This window comes from Streptomyces sp. NPDC048718, from assembly GCF_043198875.1.
Taxonomy (GTDB): Bacteria; Actinomycetota; Actinomycetes; order Streptomycetales; family Streptomycetaceae; genus Streptomyces.
In genome coordinates this window covers 356,645-370,157 of the sequence record NZ_JBICVG010000001.1, presented here as the reverse complement: position 1 = coordinate 370,157, position 13,513 = coordinate 356,645, and the positions used below count along the sequence as shown (strand labels likewise).

At 73.1% G+C, this 13,513-nt stretch carries 13 protein-coding genes; 7 read left to right on the top strand and 6 right to left on the bottom strand.

The window, feature by feature from the left end; genetic code table 11:
• Positions 1-178 precede the first annotated feature (178 nt).
• On the top strand, positions 179-769 hold the full coding sequence (locus ACGFRB_RS01740) for a YciI family protein (protein WP_393237625.1): 591 nt from the start codon (positions 179-181) through the stop codon (positions 767-769).
• Here the strand turns inward: ACGFRB_RS01740 and ACGFRB_RS01735 are convergent.
• Together ACGFRB_RS01735 and ACGFRB_RS01730 are read right to left on the bottom strand one after the other, a co-directional pair.
• A complete protein-coding gene (locus ACGFRB_RS01735; RefSeq protein ID WP_393237622.1) occupies positions 766-1,173 on the bottom strand; it encodes a Zn-ribbon domain-containing OB-fold protein in 408 nt (135 codons plus the stop codon). The two genes, ACGFRB_RS01740 and ACGFRB_RS01735, sit on opposite strands and share 4 nt — an antisense overlap.
• Positions 1,170-1,622 (bottom strand): DoxX family protein, encoded by a 453-nt coding sequence (locus ACGFRB_RS01730; protein ID WP_393237619.1) that lies wholly within the window; start codon positions 1,620-1,622, stop codon positions 1,170-1,172. The genes ACGFRB_RS01735 and ACGFRB_RS01730 overlap by 4 nt, the downstream gene beginning before the upstream one ends.
• A gap of 171 nt (positions 1,623-1,793) precedes the next feature.
• On the opposite strand from ACGFRB_RS01730, the gene ACGFRB_RS01725 reads away from it, so the two are divergent.
• The 4 genes from ACGFRB_RS01725 (at position 1,794) to ACGFRB_RS01710 (ending at position 7,289) form a co-directional block, all read left to right on the top strand.
• Positions 1,794-3,218: a flavin-containing monooxygenase gene (locus tag ACGFRB_RS01725; protein ID WP_393237616.1), complete on the top strand. Its 1,425-nt coding sequence runs from the start codon at positions 1,794-1,796 to the stop codon at positions 3,216-3,218.
• Positions 3,219-3,354: 136 nt separating this feature from the next.
• Positions 3,355-5,610, top strand: coding sequence for an acetate--CoA ligase family protein (locus tag ACGFRB_RS01720; protein WP_393237613.1), 2,256 nt, complete (start codon positions 3,355-3,357; stop codon positions 5,608-5,610).
• Positions 5,611-5,624: 14 nt separating this feature from the next.
• Positions 5,625-6,452, top strand: a complete 828-nt coding sequence (locus ACGFRB_RS01715) for an enoyl-CoA hydratase/isomerase family protein (RefSeq protein WP_393237610.1) — start codon at positions 5,625-5,627, stop codon at positions 6,450-6,452.
• A 186-nt stretch (positions 6,453-6,638) separates the two neighbouring features.
• Positions 6,639-7,289 carry a flavin reductase family protein gene (locus tag ACGFRB_RS01710; RefSeq protein WP_393238210.1) on the top strand — a complete coding sequence of 217 codons (651 nt, stop codon included), beginning with the start codon at positions 6,639-6,641 and terminating at the stop codon, positions 7,287-7,289.
• Here ACGFRB_RS01710 and ACGFRB_RS01705 read toward each other — a convergent pair.
• Together ACGFRB_RS01705 and ACGFRB_RS01700 are read right to left on the bottom strand one after the other, a co-directional pair.
• A complete protein-coding gene (locus ACGFRB_RS01705; RefSeq protein WP_393237607.1) occupies positions 7,276-7,833 on the bottom strand; it encodes a hypothetical protein in 558 nt (185 codons plus the stop codon). The two genes, ACGFRB_RS01710 and ACGFRB_RS01705, sit on opposite strands and share 14 nt — an antisense overlap.
• Before the next feature lie 20 nt (positions 7,834-7,853).
• Positions 7,854-8,783 carry a hypothetical protein gene (locus ACGFRB_RS01700; RefSeq protein WP_393237604.1) on the bottom strand — a complete coding sequence of 310 codons (930 nt, stop codon included), beginning with the start codon at positions 8,781-8,783 and terminating at the stop codon, positions 7,854-7,856.
• A gap of 371 nt (positions 8,784-9,154) precedes the next feature.
• Between ACGFRB_RS01700 and ACGFRB_RS01695 the strand changes: the two genes are divergently transcribed.
• Complete coding sequence (locus ACGFRB_RS01695; protein WP_393237601.1) at positions 9,155-9,457, top strand: helix-turn-helix domain-containing protein; 303 nt, start codon at positions 9,155-9,157, stop codon at positions 9,455-9,457.
• Between the two features lie 11 nt (positions 9,458-9,468).
• Here ACGFRB_RS01695 and ACGFRB_RS01690 read toward each other — a convergent pair whose 3' ends face one another.
• Both ACGFRB_RS01690 and ACGFRB_RS01685 read right to left on the bottom strand, forming a co-directional pair.
• On the bottom strand, positions 9,469-10,857 hold the full coding sequence (locus ACGFRB_RS01690; RefSeq protein ID WP_393237598.1) for an MFS transporter: 1,389 nt from the start codon (positions 10,855-10,857) through the stop codon (positions 9,469-9,471).
• A 169-nt stretch (positions 10,858-11,026) separates the two neighbouring features.
• Positions 11,027-12,463, bottom strand: coding sequence for an MFS transporter (locus tag ACGFRB_RS01685; protein ID WP_393237595.1), 1,437 nt, complete (start codon positions 12,461-12,463; stop codon positions 11,027-11,029).
• Between ACGFRB_RS01685 and ACGFRB_RS01680 the strand changes: the two genes are divergently transcribed.
• Positions 12,462-13,451 carry a helix-turn-helix domain-containing protein gene (locus ACGFRB_RS01680; protein ID WP_363002389.1) on the top strand — a complete coding sequence of 330 codons (990 nt, stop codon included), beginning with the start codon at positions 12,462-12,464 and terminating at the stop codon, positions 13,449-13,451. The genes ACGFRB_RS01685 and ACGFRB_RS01680 overlap by 2 nt on opposite strands.
• Positions 13,452-13,513: the final 62 nt, after the last annotated feature.

The window sequence follows — 13,513 nt, the reverse complement described above, 5'->3', positions numbered from 1 at the left end:
CCGCGCACGCGGGGACCACACTTCCCGACCCGCATGTCCATCGCCGCCGCAAGGCTTTCAGCATCACCACCTACGGCCAGGCACGCCGAAGATCATCCCCACCCCATGTCCCGCCTCAAACCCCACCCCTCCCCCAAACCCCTCGACAGCCGGCCCCCTCCCCGCCCATCCTCGCCCCATGGAATTCCTCTGCTACCACCGCGACCGGCCCGGCTCCCTGCCGGTGCGCATGGATCTGCTGGAAGCGCACTGGACGTACATGGACGGCTTCGAGAAGGAGCTGATCGCGCGCGGGCCGACCGTCGCCGAAGACGGGGAGACCCTGACCGGCAGCGTGCACATCGTCGACCTGCCGGGCGGGCCAGCCGCCGCGCGGGCGTTCGCGTTCGAGGAGCCGACGTACCAGGCGGGCGGCTACCGGGACGTACTGCTGCGGCGGTGGCGAAACCTGCTGGGGCGCACGATGTGGGAGTTCCCCGGCGGGCTCGGCAGCCTCGGTGAGGACAGCGCCCTCTTCCTGGTCCTCGGCCTCGGCGTCCCCCTCCCGCTGGACGCGGGAAGGGCGCCCGACCTGGCCGTTCCGGCCGATCTGGGCGGGGACCTGATCGCGTACGGTCCGATGCTGTCCGACGACGGGACCACCTGGCTCGGTACGGCGGCGATCCTGCGGGCGCCGGACGCGGAGGCGGCGCGCTCCGTGCTGACGGCGGCGGACGAGCGGTACGCGGCGATCGAGGCGCACGCCTGGGGGCCTGGCGGGCGCCGTTAGCCGGGGCGGGGCCTGAACACCGGGACCGCGAACTCCCCTTCCGCCCCCTCCGGGCGGAAGGTCACCATCAACTCCATCCCGATCCGCAGCCGTTCCTCCGGGCAGTCCACCACCTCTGTCATCAGCCGCGGCCCCTCGGCGAGGTCGACCACCGCCGCCACGTACGGGACGCGCTCACCGAACGGCGGGAGGTCGTTGCGGTGGACGACGGACCAGGTGTAGAGGGTGGCGCGGCCGCTCGCCGGGTACCAGGTGACGGCTTCGCTCCAGCAGTACGGGCAGAACTCGCGCGGGTAGTGGTGGCTCCGGTCGCAGTCCGCGCAGTGGCGGAGCAGGAGGCGGCCCTCGGCCGCGGCGTCCCAGTAGGTGCGGCTGAAGGCGTCGGCTTCGGGGGTGGCCGTCATGTGAAGAGTCCGATCGCGTGGTCGAGGGACCAGGTCTGCCAGGAGACGGCGAAGAGGGCGACCAGCGAGATCAGCGCCATCATCGCGTTCTGCCCCTGCTCGGCCCAGTCGTGGATCATCAGGGTGAGGTAGAGCAGGTTGAGGAGCAGGCCGGCGGCGAGGGCGACGGGGGTGAGGAGGCCACCGATCAGGCCCAGGCCGAGGGCGAGTTCGGCGTAGACGACGAGATACGCCATGAGCCGGGGGCGCGGCGCCACGACCTTCCGGTAGCCCGAACCGACCACCGGCCAGCGGTGCTTGGCGGCGACGTCGGCGGCCCAGGCGATGCCCGTGCCGCGCTCGAACCAGCCCTTCTTGTCCTTGTGGCGCCAGCTCTCCAGCCACCACAGGCCGAGGCCGATCCGCAGAACGGCGAGCCATTCCGCCCCCGTGAGTCCGATCGCGCGCATGGCCACTCCCCCTCCACCCACTCGATCTGACGACACGTCAGATTCCTTCAGTGCAGCGGATGGCGGCCCCGGCCGCAAGACCCCGGAGTCCGGCGCCCGTGATCGATTCGCAACCGAACCCCCTCGCGACCGCAACCCCACGGCGTGTACGCGTCATTACCCTCAGCGTTCATGACCACCCCCCTGCCCCATCCCGTCTACGTCATCGGCGGCGGCCCCGGCGGACTCGCCGTCGCCGCCGCGCTCACCCGGCGCGGCGTCCGGACCGTCGTGCTGGAGCGGGCGGACGCCGTCGGCGCGTCCTGGCGCGGCCACTACGACCGGCTGCGGCTGCACACCACCCGCCGGCTGTCCGCGCTGCCCGGGCTGAAGATGCCGCGCTCGTTCGGCCGCTGGGTGGCGCGCGCGGACGTGGTCCGCTATCTGGAGCGGTACGCCGAGGTCCACGACCTGGAGATCGTGACGGGCGTCGAAGTCGAACGCGTCGAGCGCACCCCCCAGGACGACAACGGCGACGACAGCGGCACCGGCACCGGCACCGGCGCCAACCCCCGAGGCGGCGACGGCACCTGGACCCTCCACGCCACCGGCGGACGGCGGCTCGTCGCGTCCGCCGTGGTCGTGGCGACCGGGTTCAACCACACGCCCCGCATGCCGGAGTGGCCGGGCGCCGAGGCGTACGCGGCGACCGCCGGGCGGGAGTTGCTGCACGCCTCCGCGTACCGCACCCCGAAGCCGTACGCGGGCCGGGACGTCCTCGTCGTCGGCGTCGGCAACACCGGCGCCGAGATCGCCGCCGATCTCGCGGAGGGCGGCGCCGCCCGGGTGCGGCTCGCGGTGCGCACCGCGCCGTACATCGTGCGCCGCTCCACGCTGGGCTGGCCCAGCCAGCGCAACGGCATCCTGGCGCGGCGGCTGCCGGTGTGGCTGGTGGACGCGGGGATGCGGCTGTTCGGCCGGTTCCTGACCGCCGACCTGTCGGCGTACGGCATGGCCCGCCCGGCCGGCGGGCTGTACGCGCGGGCACGGGCGGGTGCGATCCCCGTACAGGACGTGGGCCTGGTCGCGGCGGTACGGGCGGGCAAGGTCGAGCCGGTCGGCGCCGTGACCGGCTTCGAGGACGGCGAGGTACTGCTCGTGGACGGCACCCGGATAGCCCCCGACACCGTGATCGCCGCGACCGGCTACCGGCGGGCCCTGGAACCGCTGGTCGGGCACCTCGGCGTACTGGACGAACGCGGCCGGCCGAGGGTGCGCGGCGGGCGGTGCGCGCGCCAGGCGCCCGGGATCTACTTCCAGGGCTTCACCAATCCGCTCAGCGGGATGCTGCGCGAGCTGGGCCTCGACGCCGACCGCATCGCGCGTCGCATCGCCCGGACCACCCACGCCCCCTCCCGCACGGGACAACCCCTGACGGCTCAGAGGAACCTGAAGACCCCGAAGAGCCCGAAGATCCAGAGGCACCCGAGGACCCGGAAGCTGCCCAAGCCGCCGAAGACCCCGAAGACCTCCAAGGCCCCGAGTCCGCCCAAGGCAGCGAAGGCGCGAGAGACGGGGAACACGGGGAAGGCGGAGAAGGCGCTGAAGCACGGATAGCGAAAGTCTGATAGGGGGAAAGAGGGCAACGGAATGGAGTCGCGTCACAAGCATTCCTGACTCTCCGTCAGTTCTGTAATCTGACGGAGAGTCAGAGCAGTTCTCGCCACGATCGGCAGACGGGCGGAGCGACACGATGCTTGGATCGACCCACGGCACCTTCACCTCGGACCTCCGCGCCCGCGTCGTCGCCTGCGGCGAACAGCCCGCCGGCGGCCGGGCGGCCGTGCACGGCACCGCCGCCGTCGAGGGCGACACCGACGTCAGCGGCCGTCCGCTGCACGCGCCCGTCCCCGATCTGGACCGGCTTTTCCGTCCCGAAGTCGTCGCCGTCGTCGGCGCGTCCGACACCGAGGGGCGGCCCCACACCGGGATCACCCGGCAGCTGATCGACTGGGCCGGGCGGGTCGGCGCGCGCGTGGTGCCGGTGCATCCGACCCGTACGACCGTGTTCGGGATCGACTGCGTGCCGTCGGTCACGGAACTCGAAGCGCGCGGCGCGTCCGTCGATCTCGCCGTCCTCCTCGTCGCCGACCCGCTCCCCGTCGTCGAGGAACTCGCCGCCACCAAGGTGAAGTTCGCGGTCGCGTTCGCCTCCGGCTTCGCCGAGACCGGGGCGGAGGGCGCCGCGGCGCAGGAGCGGCTCACGGCGGCCGTCACGCGGACGGCCTCGGCCGGCTCCGGGCTGCGGCTGCTGGGCCCGAACACCAACCTCAACGCCTTCGAACGGTTCCGCGACGACCTCGAAGGACCGGCGATCGCGCTGATCACCCAGTCCGGACACCAGGGCCGCCCCGTGTTCGCCCTCCAGGAGCTCGGCGTGCGGCTCTCGCACTGGGCGCCCACCGGCAACGAGGCCGATCTGGAGACCGCCGACTTCCTCTCGTACTTCGCGCACCGGCCCGAGGTCGGGGCGATCGCCTGTTACGTGGAGGGGCTCAAGGACGGCCGCTCGTTCCTGCTCGCCGCCGATCAGGCCGCCCGCCGGGGGGTGCCGGTGGTCGCGGTGAAGGTCGGACGCACCGAGACCGGAGCCCGGACGGCCGCCTCCCACACCGGGAAGCTGACCGGCGCGGACCGGGTCGTCGACGCGGCCATGCGGCAGTTCGGGGTGATCCGGGTCGACGGACTCGACCAGCTCCAGGACACCGCCACCCTGCTCGCCCGCGCCCGCCGGCCGGTCGCCGACGGTGTCGTCGTCTACTCCATCTCCGGAGGCACCGGCGCCCACTTCGCCGATCTGGCCACGGCCGCCGGGCTGCGGCTGCCCGTCCTCTCCCCCGCTCGGCAGGACGAGCTGCACCAGTGGATCCCCGAGTACCTCAGCGTGGCGAACCCGGTCGACAACGGCGGTCATCCGGTCGGCGATTGGCGGGGCCCGAAGATCATTGACGCGATCCTCGCGGACCCCGAGGTCGGCGTGCTGATCTGCCCGATCACCGGACCGTTCCCGCCGATGAGCGACAAGCTGGCGCGCGATCTCGTCGACGCCGCCGAGCGGACCGACAAGCTGGTGTGCGTGGTGTGGGGCTCGCCGGTCGGAACGGAGGACGCCTACCGGACGACGCTGCTCGGCTCGTCACGGGTGGCCACCTTCCGTACGTTCGGCAACTGCGTGACCGCGGTCACGGCGTATCTGGACCACCATCGCTTCAGCACCGGCTACCGCTCCCCCTTCGACGAGGCCCCGCGCACCCCCTCGCCGTCGCTGCGCAAGGCCCAAGCGCTGCTGCGACCCGGCGAGCGGCTGAGCGAGCACGCGGCGAAGCAGCTGCTGCGGGCGTACGGAATCCGCGTCCCGCGCGAGCAGTTGGTGACCAGCGCGGCGGCGGCCGTACGCGCGGCCGGTCTGGTGGGCTATCCGGTGGTGATGAAGGCGTCCGGCACCCGGATCGCCCACAAGACCGAACTGGGCCTGGTGCGGGTCGGACTGACCTCTGCCAGCCAAGTGCGCGATGTCTACAAGGAGTTGACCGACATCGCGCGCTACGAGGAGATCGATCTCGACGGCATCCTGGTGTGCCAGATGGTCGGCCGAGGCGTCGAGATGGTGGTGGGCGTCGGGCGCGACGAACTCTTCGGGCCGACCGTCACGGTCGGACTCGGCGGGGTCCTGGTGGAGGTCCTGGACGACGTGGCCGTACGGGTGCCGCCGTTCGGGGAACGCGAGGCCCGCGACATGCTGGCCGAGCTACGCGGCCGGGCCCTGCTCGACGGGGTACGGGGCGCACCGCCGGCAGATGTGGACGCCCTGGTGGAAGTGGTTCTGCGGGTACAGCGCATGGCCCTCGAACTCGACGGCGAAATGGCCGAGTTGGACATCAATCCGCTGATGGTGCTGCCGCGCGGGCAAGGGGCGGTGGCCCTGGACGCGCTCGCGGTGTGCCGCTGAGGAGGCATACGGACATGGCGGAGGCACAGCCGGACGCAGCGGAGGAGCCGCGGACGCCGGACGTCCTGCACACCGTCGAGAACGGCGTCTCCTGGATCACCCTCAACCGGCCCGAGGCGATGAACGCCGTCACCTGGGACCAGCGGGAACGGATCATCGCGCTACTCGCCGACGCGTCGGCCGACCCGGACATACGGGCGGTGGTCGTCACCGCGACGGGGCGCGGCTTCTGCGCGGGCGCGGATCTGCGCGGCGGCCCCGCCTCGGCCGGGGAACGCGTCCAGGGAGATGTGGCGCGGATGATCGCGCGTGGCGCGCAGCGCTTCATCGGTGCCGTACTGGACTGCGAGAAGCCGGTGATCGCGGCGGTGAACGGCACGGCGGCCGGGCTCGGCGCGCATCTGGCGTTCGCGTGCGATCTGGTGCTCGCGGCGGACACGGCGCGGTTCGTGGAGGTGTTCGTCCGGCGCGGGATCGTGCCGGACGGTGGCGGGGCGTATCTGCTGCCCCGGCTGATCGGTCCGCAGCGGGCGAAGGAGCTGATGTTCTTCGGCGACGCCGTGCCGGCGGCGGACGCGGCGGCGCTGGGGCTCGTCAACCGGGTGGTCCCGGCGGGAGAGTTGGAGAAGATGGCCCGCACCTGGGCCGAACGTCTCGCCCAGGGCCCCACCCGCGCCCTCGCCCTCACCAAGCACCTGGTCAACGCCTCCCTGGACGCGGACCGCACCGCCGCCTTCGCGGCGGAGGCCGCCGCCCAGGAGCTGTGCATGACGACGCGGGACGCGCGGGAGGGCGTGGCGGCGTTCGTGGAACGGCGGACACCGACGTACGAGGGACGGTGAGCGGGGCCGGGGCACGGGGGTCGGTTCCGTCGCGCGGGCGGGGGCGGGGGTGGGGTGCGGGCGGCGCCTCGGATGGGGCCTTCGGGAGACCTGGGGCGGCGCGGACGAAATGCGACGGGGCCGGCACAGGACTAGTCATCTGACAGCACTGCGGTTTCAATGGACGGTGTGATGGGACACGCGGAAATGGCGGCCACCGCCGTTCGATACCTCAGGTCGGCCGGTGCGCCCACGGCCATGGACGCACCGGCGCGCCACCGGCGGCCCGCGCTGCGGACGGTACGGGACGACGAGCGCGCTCCGGCGGTCGACGGCGCCGAATTCCGGCGTGTACTCGGGCACTTCGCGAGCGGGGTCACCATCGTGACGGCGCTGGACGAGGACGGGCCGACCGGGTTCGCCTGCCAGTCCTTCGCGTCGCTGTCGCTGGATCCGCCGCTGGTGGTGTTCATGGTGGCGCGTACGTCGACGACTTGGCCCCGGATCGCACAGGCCGGGCGGTTCTGCGTGAACGTACTGGGCGCGGAACAGGGCGAGTTGTGCCGGGCGTTCGCGGTGAGCGGGGCCGACAAGTTCGCGGGTGTGGCGTGGGATCCGGCACCGGCCACCGGCTCGCCCCGGTTGCCAGGCGCGCCGGCCTGGGTCGACTGCGTGATCTCCGCCGTCCATACGGGTGGAGACCATCTGATCGTGGTGGGCCGGGTGGAGGCCCTGGGGACGGCGGCCGACGCCGCCGGGACGGCCGGAAAGTCCGGGGCCGCCGAGGACCCCGCGACCGCCGAGGGCGGGCCGCTGCTGTTCCACCAGGGCCGGTTCGGGCGGTTCAGCCCCCGATGAGGCCGGTGGCCTCGCCGAGGCCACCGAAGACCAGGACGGCGACGACGACGAACAGGCCCCACAGGAACACCCGGAGGGCATAACGCTCGCCGGGTCGCGCGCGGCGGGCGATCAGCGCCGCGACGGACAGGCCGGCCCACCCCGCGAGGCACTCCCGCCAGCTCCCGAACGGCTCGATCACGAGCCCGGCCGCCACCGCCGTGAGCAACAGGTTCCAGACGAGCGCAGGCCCTCCGGCACGCCCCGCGAACCGCTCGCCGAGGAGCACCGACGGGACCACCAGTGCCGCCGAGACCGCCGCCGGCGGAACCATGACCGCCCCCAGCAGCAACGGCAGCAGGACGGCCCCGAACACGATCCCGAAGCCGCCCCCGCCGGTGTCCGGCCCGGCCCCGGCGCCCGCGCCCGTACCTGTCCCCCGCACGTCCCCGAACAGCACGATCAGGACCACGGCGAGCGCGGCCTCCAGGAACAGCACCAGCGTCGAGACCAGCCACATCTCCCGGAAGGAACGCCGAGTCCCCGTCTCCGTCCCAGCCGCCATCGGCCTCACCCCCACCTTCATCACGCGCCGGCCGGGGCTCCGCGTTCCAGGACGTAGAAATCCATGGAGTCCGGATCACCGATGCTGATGAAGAGCTTGGGGCGTTCGCCGGACCCGAACACCGACCACGCGCCGAAGTCGGGGCAGCCCTCGATGACCGCCTCCACCGTCTGATCCCACGGCCCGCGCCCCGGGGAGAAACTCCAGGACCCAATTCCATCGCAGGGCTCACCCGCTTCCCTGAAGCCCCCGTACCCCCGCACGCCACGCGCCGTGGCCTTGCCGTCCGCCATCAGGGTGAGCGTGCCGCCCTTGCCGTCGGAGTACGCGCCGACGGCACCCGCCCGCGTCAGCCGAGGCGGCTCGTACGCCATCCCCGCACACAGACCGATGCCGCTGAGCACAAAGACGGTGACGACGGCGAGCGTTCCCCACAGCCCCACCCGCAGGAACATCACGCCGCCGGTCAAGTGCGGGCGGCCGGGAAGCAGCAGACGGCGGGCCACCAGCGCCGCGATCGCGATTCCGGCCGTGCCCACGAGCCAGATCACCAGCGCCGCGAGGACGCCGGTCCCCAGCGCCGACAGCGCGCCGGGGACCGGCAGAAGAACGACGGCTGCCACCATCGGCACCCAGTACCAGGCCTCGCGTCCGCCGAACCGTCGGCCCGCCCAGCCCGCGAGCACGACCACCAGGGGCACCACCCCGGCCGACAGCACGACATTCCCCAGGGGCACGATCACGGCGGCGAACACCATGAGCAACACCAGGAACACCCAGCCGAGGAAACTGGCCGTGAAGGGCGGGACCGGACTCTCCTGGGTCAGGCTCCACATGACCAGCCCGATCCCGCCGGTCACCGTCTCGGACAGCAGAACGAGCATCGACGCCGAGAAGATCGCGCCTGCCCGTTCGTGCACCCGTGCCCAGGTCTGCGTGGGGGCGGGCACAGCCCCCGCCCCCGTCCCCCGCTCGCCCCACCGACTCCTCGGATTTTCTGAACGCATTCAAATCCCCTCCCGTCCCGCATCCTCCTCCTTGTGGGACGGGCCCATGCGACCGGGGCCCTTTCACGGCGCCCGGGGCGGCGTCGACCCAGGCCAGGGGCCAAGACCGGCGCGCCCCGGCCGCTCCTCACCGATTGCCCCACCTTCGGGGGAACCCTCACCTGTCCGCGTCCATGAGGGGCCAGGTCGGCCATAACGTCCGCGTTATGCCCTGGGGAAGCGACGAGTCAGGCCGGTGGAAGAGGGCGAGCGCGCCGTCCGGGCGTGGGCCCGGTGCGTCGCGCAGGAACACACCGCCGGCGAAGGGTGACGCCATGACCAGCCGCGGAAACCGGGACGCACTCAGGGAGGACGCCTTGCGCGCCCCCGAGGCCGCCGCCGGGTACGAGGCCGCCCGGGTCCGGTTCGAGCTGGGGCGCGCCGTGCGTGAGCGACGCGAGGCGCTGGGGATGACACAGACCGGTCTCGCCCGCCCGGCCGGACTCCAACAGCCCTCAATCGCCCGGTTCGAGGCCGGTGGCACCATGCCCACCCTCCCCATGCTCGAACGTCTCGCGGCAGCGCTCGGCATGCGCTTGCGCATCAAATTCGAGCCCAGGGACCGGGCCGCCGACTGAAGGCCTCTGCCTCAGGCGCCCGCCCCTCGCGCCGCGGATGCCTCCGGCGCGGGCAGCGCCCCGTCCCCGCCCGGACGGCGGATCACCAGGGCCATCAGGGCCGCCACCGCGCACAGCGCGCCGGAGGCGTACCAGACCACGTCATACGCGCCGAAGACGTCCCTGACCAGGCCGCCCGCGAAGGCGATCGCGGCGGCGCCGATCTGGTGCGACGCGAGGACCCAGCCGAAGACGATGGCGCTGTCGGCGCCGTAGTGCTCACGGCACAACGCGATCGTCGGAGGGACGGTGGCGACCCAGTCGAGGCCGTAGAAGACGATGAAGAACAGCATCGGCGGGTGGACGGACGGGGCGAGCAGCATCGGCAGGAAGAGTAGCGAGATCCCGCGCAGCGCGTAGTAGACGGCGAGCAGCCGGCGGGACTCGAAGCGGTCGGTGAACCAGCCGGAGGCGATCGTGCCGATCACGTCGAAGACCCCGATGACGGCGAGGAGTCCGGCGGCCGCCGTCATCGGCATGCCGTGGTCGTGGGCGGCGGGCACGAAGTGGGTCTTGACCAGTCCGTTCGTCGACGCGCCGCAGATCGCGAAGGAGCCGGCGAGCAGCCAGAACGGGCCGGTGCGGGCCGCGCGGAACAGCACGGTGACCGCGCGGCGGGCGGCGCCGGGCACGGGCGCGGGCTTGGGGACGAACTCACCGCCGTACGGGGCCAGTTCCACGTCCGCCGGGTGGTCGCGCAGCAGCAGCCAGACGAACGGTACGGCGGCGAGCGCGGCAAGTGCCGTGGTGACGGCGGCGGGACGCCAGCCGTGGTGCTCGACCAGCCAGGACAGCAACGGCAGGAAGATCAGCTGACCCGACGCGGCAGCCGCCGTGAGGATGCCGGTGACGAGACCGCGCCGGGCCACGAACCAGCGGTTGGTGACGGTCGCGGCGAAGGCCAGCGCCATCGAGCCGCTGCCGAGGCCGACCAGCACGCCCCAGAGCAGGACCAGCTGCCAGGCGGCCGTCATCCACACCGTGAGCAGCGAGCCGAGCGCGATCACGGTCAGGGCGCACGCCACCACCCGGCGGATGCCGAACCGGTCCATGAGCGCGGCGGCGAACGGCGCCGTCAGGCCGTACAGCGCGAGGTTCACCGACACCGCGAACCCGATCGTGCCGCGCGACCACCGGAACTCCTCGTGCAGCGGCTCGATCAGCAGTCCGGGGAGGGAGGCGAACGCCGCCGCCCCGATGATCGTGACGAAGGTGACGGCCGCGACGAACCACGCCCGGTGCACGCGCGCGGGGCGGCCGGGGGCGGGGGCGGCGGATCGGAGAGACGGGGAGGGTGAGGCGGACGGAGAGGACGGGGACGGCGAGGCGGAGGACGAAGAGGTCCCGGTTGTCTGGGTCACGTCACACAGCATCCGGCCCCCCGCCCCCGCGATCCATTGGCCCGGATGACAGCTTTCCAAAGGATCGGGCCAAAGGATCGGGCCAACGGCTCCGGCACCCGGCCGCCCATCGCCTCGGGCCGCTCGGACCGCCCGCCCCGCGCCGGTCCCCGCCCCGCCGGCCCCCGCCTCAGGCCACCCGCCGCAGCGTACGGATCGGCCGCACCAGGAGCAGCGCCGCCACCACCAGCAGCGCGACCCCTGACCCGGCGAGGAGTACCCGTTCCGTGCCGACCTGAGCCGCCACCGGCCCCGACAGGGTGCGCCCGACGCCCATCATGAGCAGCGAGCCGGCGACGTCGTACGCGTGCATCCGGTTGAGCGCGTCCTGCGGTACGTGGGTCTGCACCGTCGTCGACCACATCACCAGCCAGAACGCGAAGGCGGCGCCCTCGACGAGCGCGCCCGCGTACAGCAGCGGCACCGGGGCGCCCGTTCCGAGCAGCACCAGGAACACCGGCAGCCCGAGCAGCGCCAACGCGCCTGCCGCGAGCGGGCGTTGGGGACGCAGCCGGACCGCGAGGAGGCCGCCGACCGCGCTGCCCGCACCCTGGACGGTCATGAGGATGCCGTACGTGGTCGAGCCGTGGTCGCCGGTCACCAGCGTCGCGGTCAGCGGGACCATCGGCCCGCCGACCACCAGACCGTGCACCGTCCAGATGGCGATGACGCCCCACAGCCAGCTTCTTGAACGGAACTCGCGCCAGCCTCCGGCCAGTTCGCGCCCCAGCGACTCGCGCCGCACGGAATCGGCGGGAACGGCCGGCAGCCGCATCAGGGTGAAGCAGAGGGCACTGACGGCGAAGCAGGCGCCGTTGACGGCGAACACCGGGCCCGCGCCGGACAGCGCCACGAGCAGACCGGCGGCGGCCGGGCCCGCCATCACCATCAGCGCCTCGATGACCCGGATGACGGCGTTCGCGCGCTGCACGTCGGGCGCGATCCGCGGAATGGTGGAGGCGACGCCCGGCTGGAAGAGGGCCGAGCCGACACCGCTGAGCGCGGACAGCGCGTAGACGGCCCACAGCGGCGGGCTGCCGAGGCTGAAGGAGACCGCGAGGACGGCGGCGCCGGGCAGCCGCAGCAGATCGGCGAGGATCATCATCCGGCGGGCCGTGAACCGGTCGGCGAGGACCCCGCCGAAGAGGACGAAGAGCGCGAAAGCGGCCGTCCACGCGCCGAGGGTGTAGCCGACGGAGGCGTCCGGGTATCCGGCGCCGGTCAGCGCGGCGGCGAAGGCCACCGGGACCATGCCCTCGCCGAAGACGGCGACCGCTCGGGCGACGAAGAAGAGTCGGAAGTTACGGCCCCAGAGGGACGCGGGCGCCTCCGCGCCCGGCTTCGCGCCGGCGGGCCCGCCTGAACCACCGGGTTCGGCGGAGCCGGAGGATCCGGAAGGGGCGGAAGGTGCGGAAGGTGCGGCGGAAGAGGAAGGGGCGGCGAGCGGGCCGGACCGGGCCGGAAACGGTCCGGTGGCCTCAGACTGATGGGTGTTGTCCGTCACGAACAGACACACGTACCAGCGTGTGGTCTGGACCACCACTGAATTACGGAGGCCGTCCGCCATGCGTCCGCACCGTGTCGTCGTCCTCGCCCTGCCCGGTCTGCTCCCCTTCGAACTCGGCATACCGCACCGGATATTCGGCCGGGCGAAGGACGCCCCGGATCCCCACGGCCGCCCGCTCTACGAGATCCTCACCTGCGCCGTGGCCGCCGCCGGACCGGTCGCGACCGACGCCGACTTCGCCGTCCACGTCGAGCACGGCCCCGAGATCCTGGCCACCGCCGACACGGTCGTCATCCCCGCCTCCTACGAGCTGGGCCCGGTGTACGAGGAGGGCAGGCTCACCGCCGAACTCGCCGCCGCGCTCGCCCACATCCGCCCCGGCGCCCGGCTCGTGTCCATCTGCAACGGCAGCTTCGTACTCGCCGCCGCCGGCCGGCTCGACGGCCGTCCCGCCACCACCCACTGGGCCCTCGCCGACCACTTCCAACGGCTGTTCCCCCGGACCCGGGTGGACGCCGACGTCCTGTTCGTCGACGACGGCGACGTGCTCACCTCCGCCGGCGTGGCCGCCGGGATCGACCTGTGCCTGCACATCGTGCGCCGCGACCACGGCGCGGCCGTCGCCAACCGGGTGGCCCGCAGCACCGTCGTGCCGCCGCACCGCGACGGCGGCCAGGCCCAGTACATCGCCCGCCCACTGCCCGAACCCGGCAGCAGCGGTACGGCCGCCGCCCGCGCCTGGGCGCTGGCCCGCCTCGACGAACCGCTCCAGCTCCGCGACCTGGCGGCCCAAGAGGCGATGAGTGTACGGACCTTCACCCGCCGCTTCCGCGAGGAGGTCGGCCTCAGCCCGGGGCAGTGGCTCACCCAGCAGCGCGTGGAACGGGCCCGTCACCTGCTCGAATCCACCGACCTGCCCATCGACCACATCGCCCGCGACGCGGGCTTCGGGACCGCCCAGTCGTTGCGCACCCACCTCCAGACGGCCATCGGGGTGACACCGCGGGCCTACCGGCGCACCTTCCGCACGGGCGCGCCGGTCGGCTGACCGGCGCGGCGCCGGGCGCCGGGCGCCGGGCGCCCAGCCGCCTTCCGTCTCCGCCAACCCGC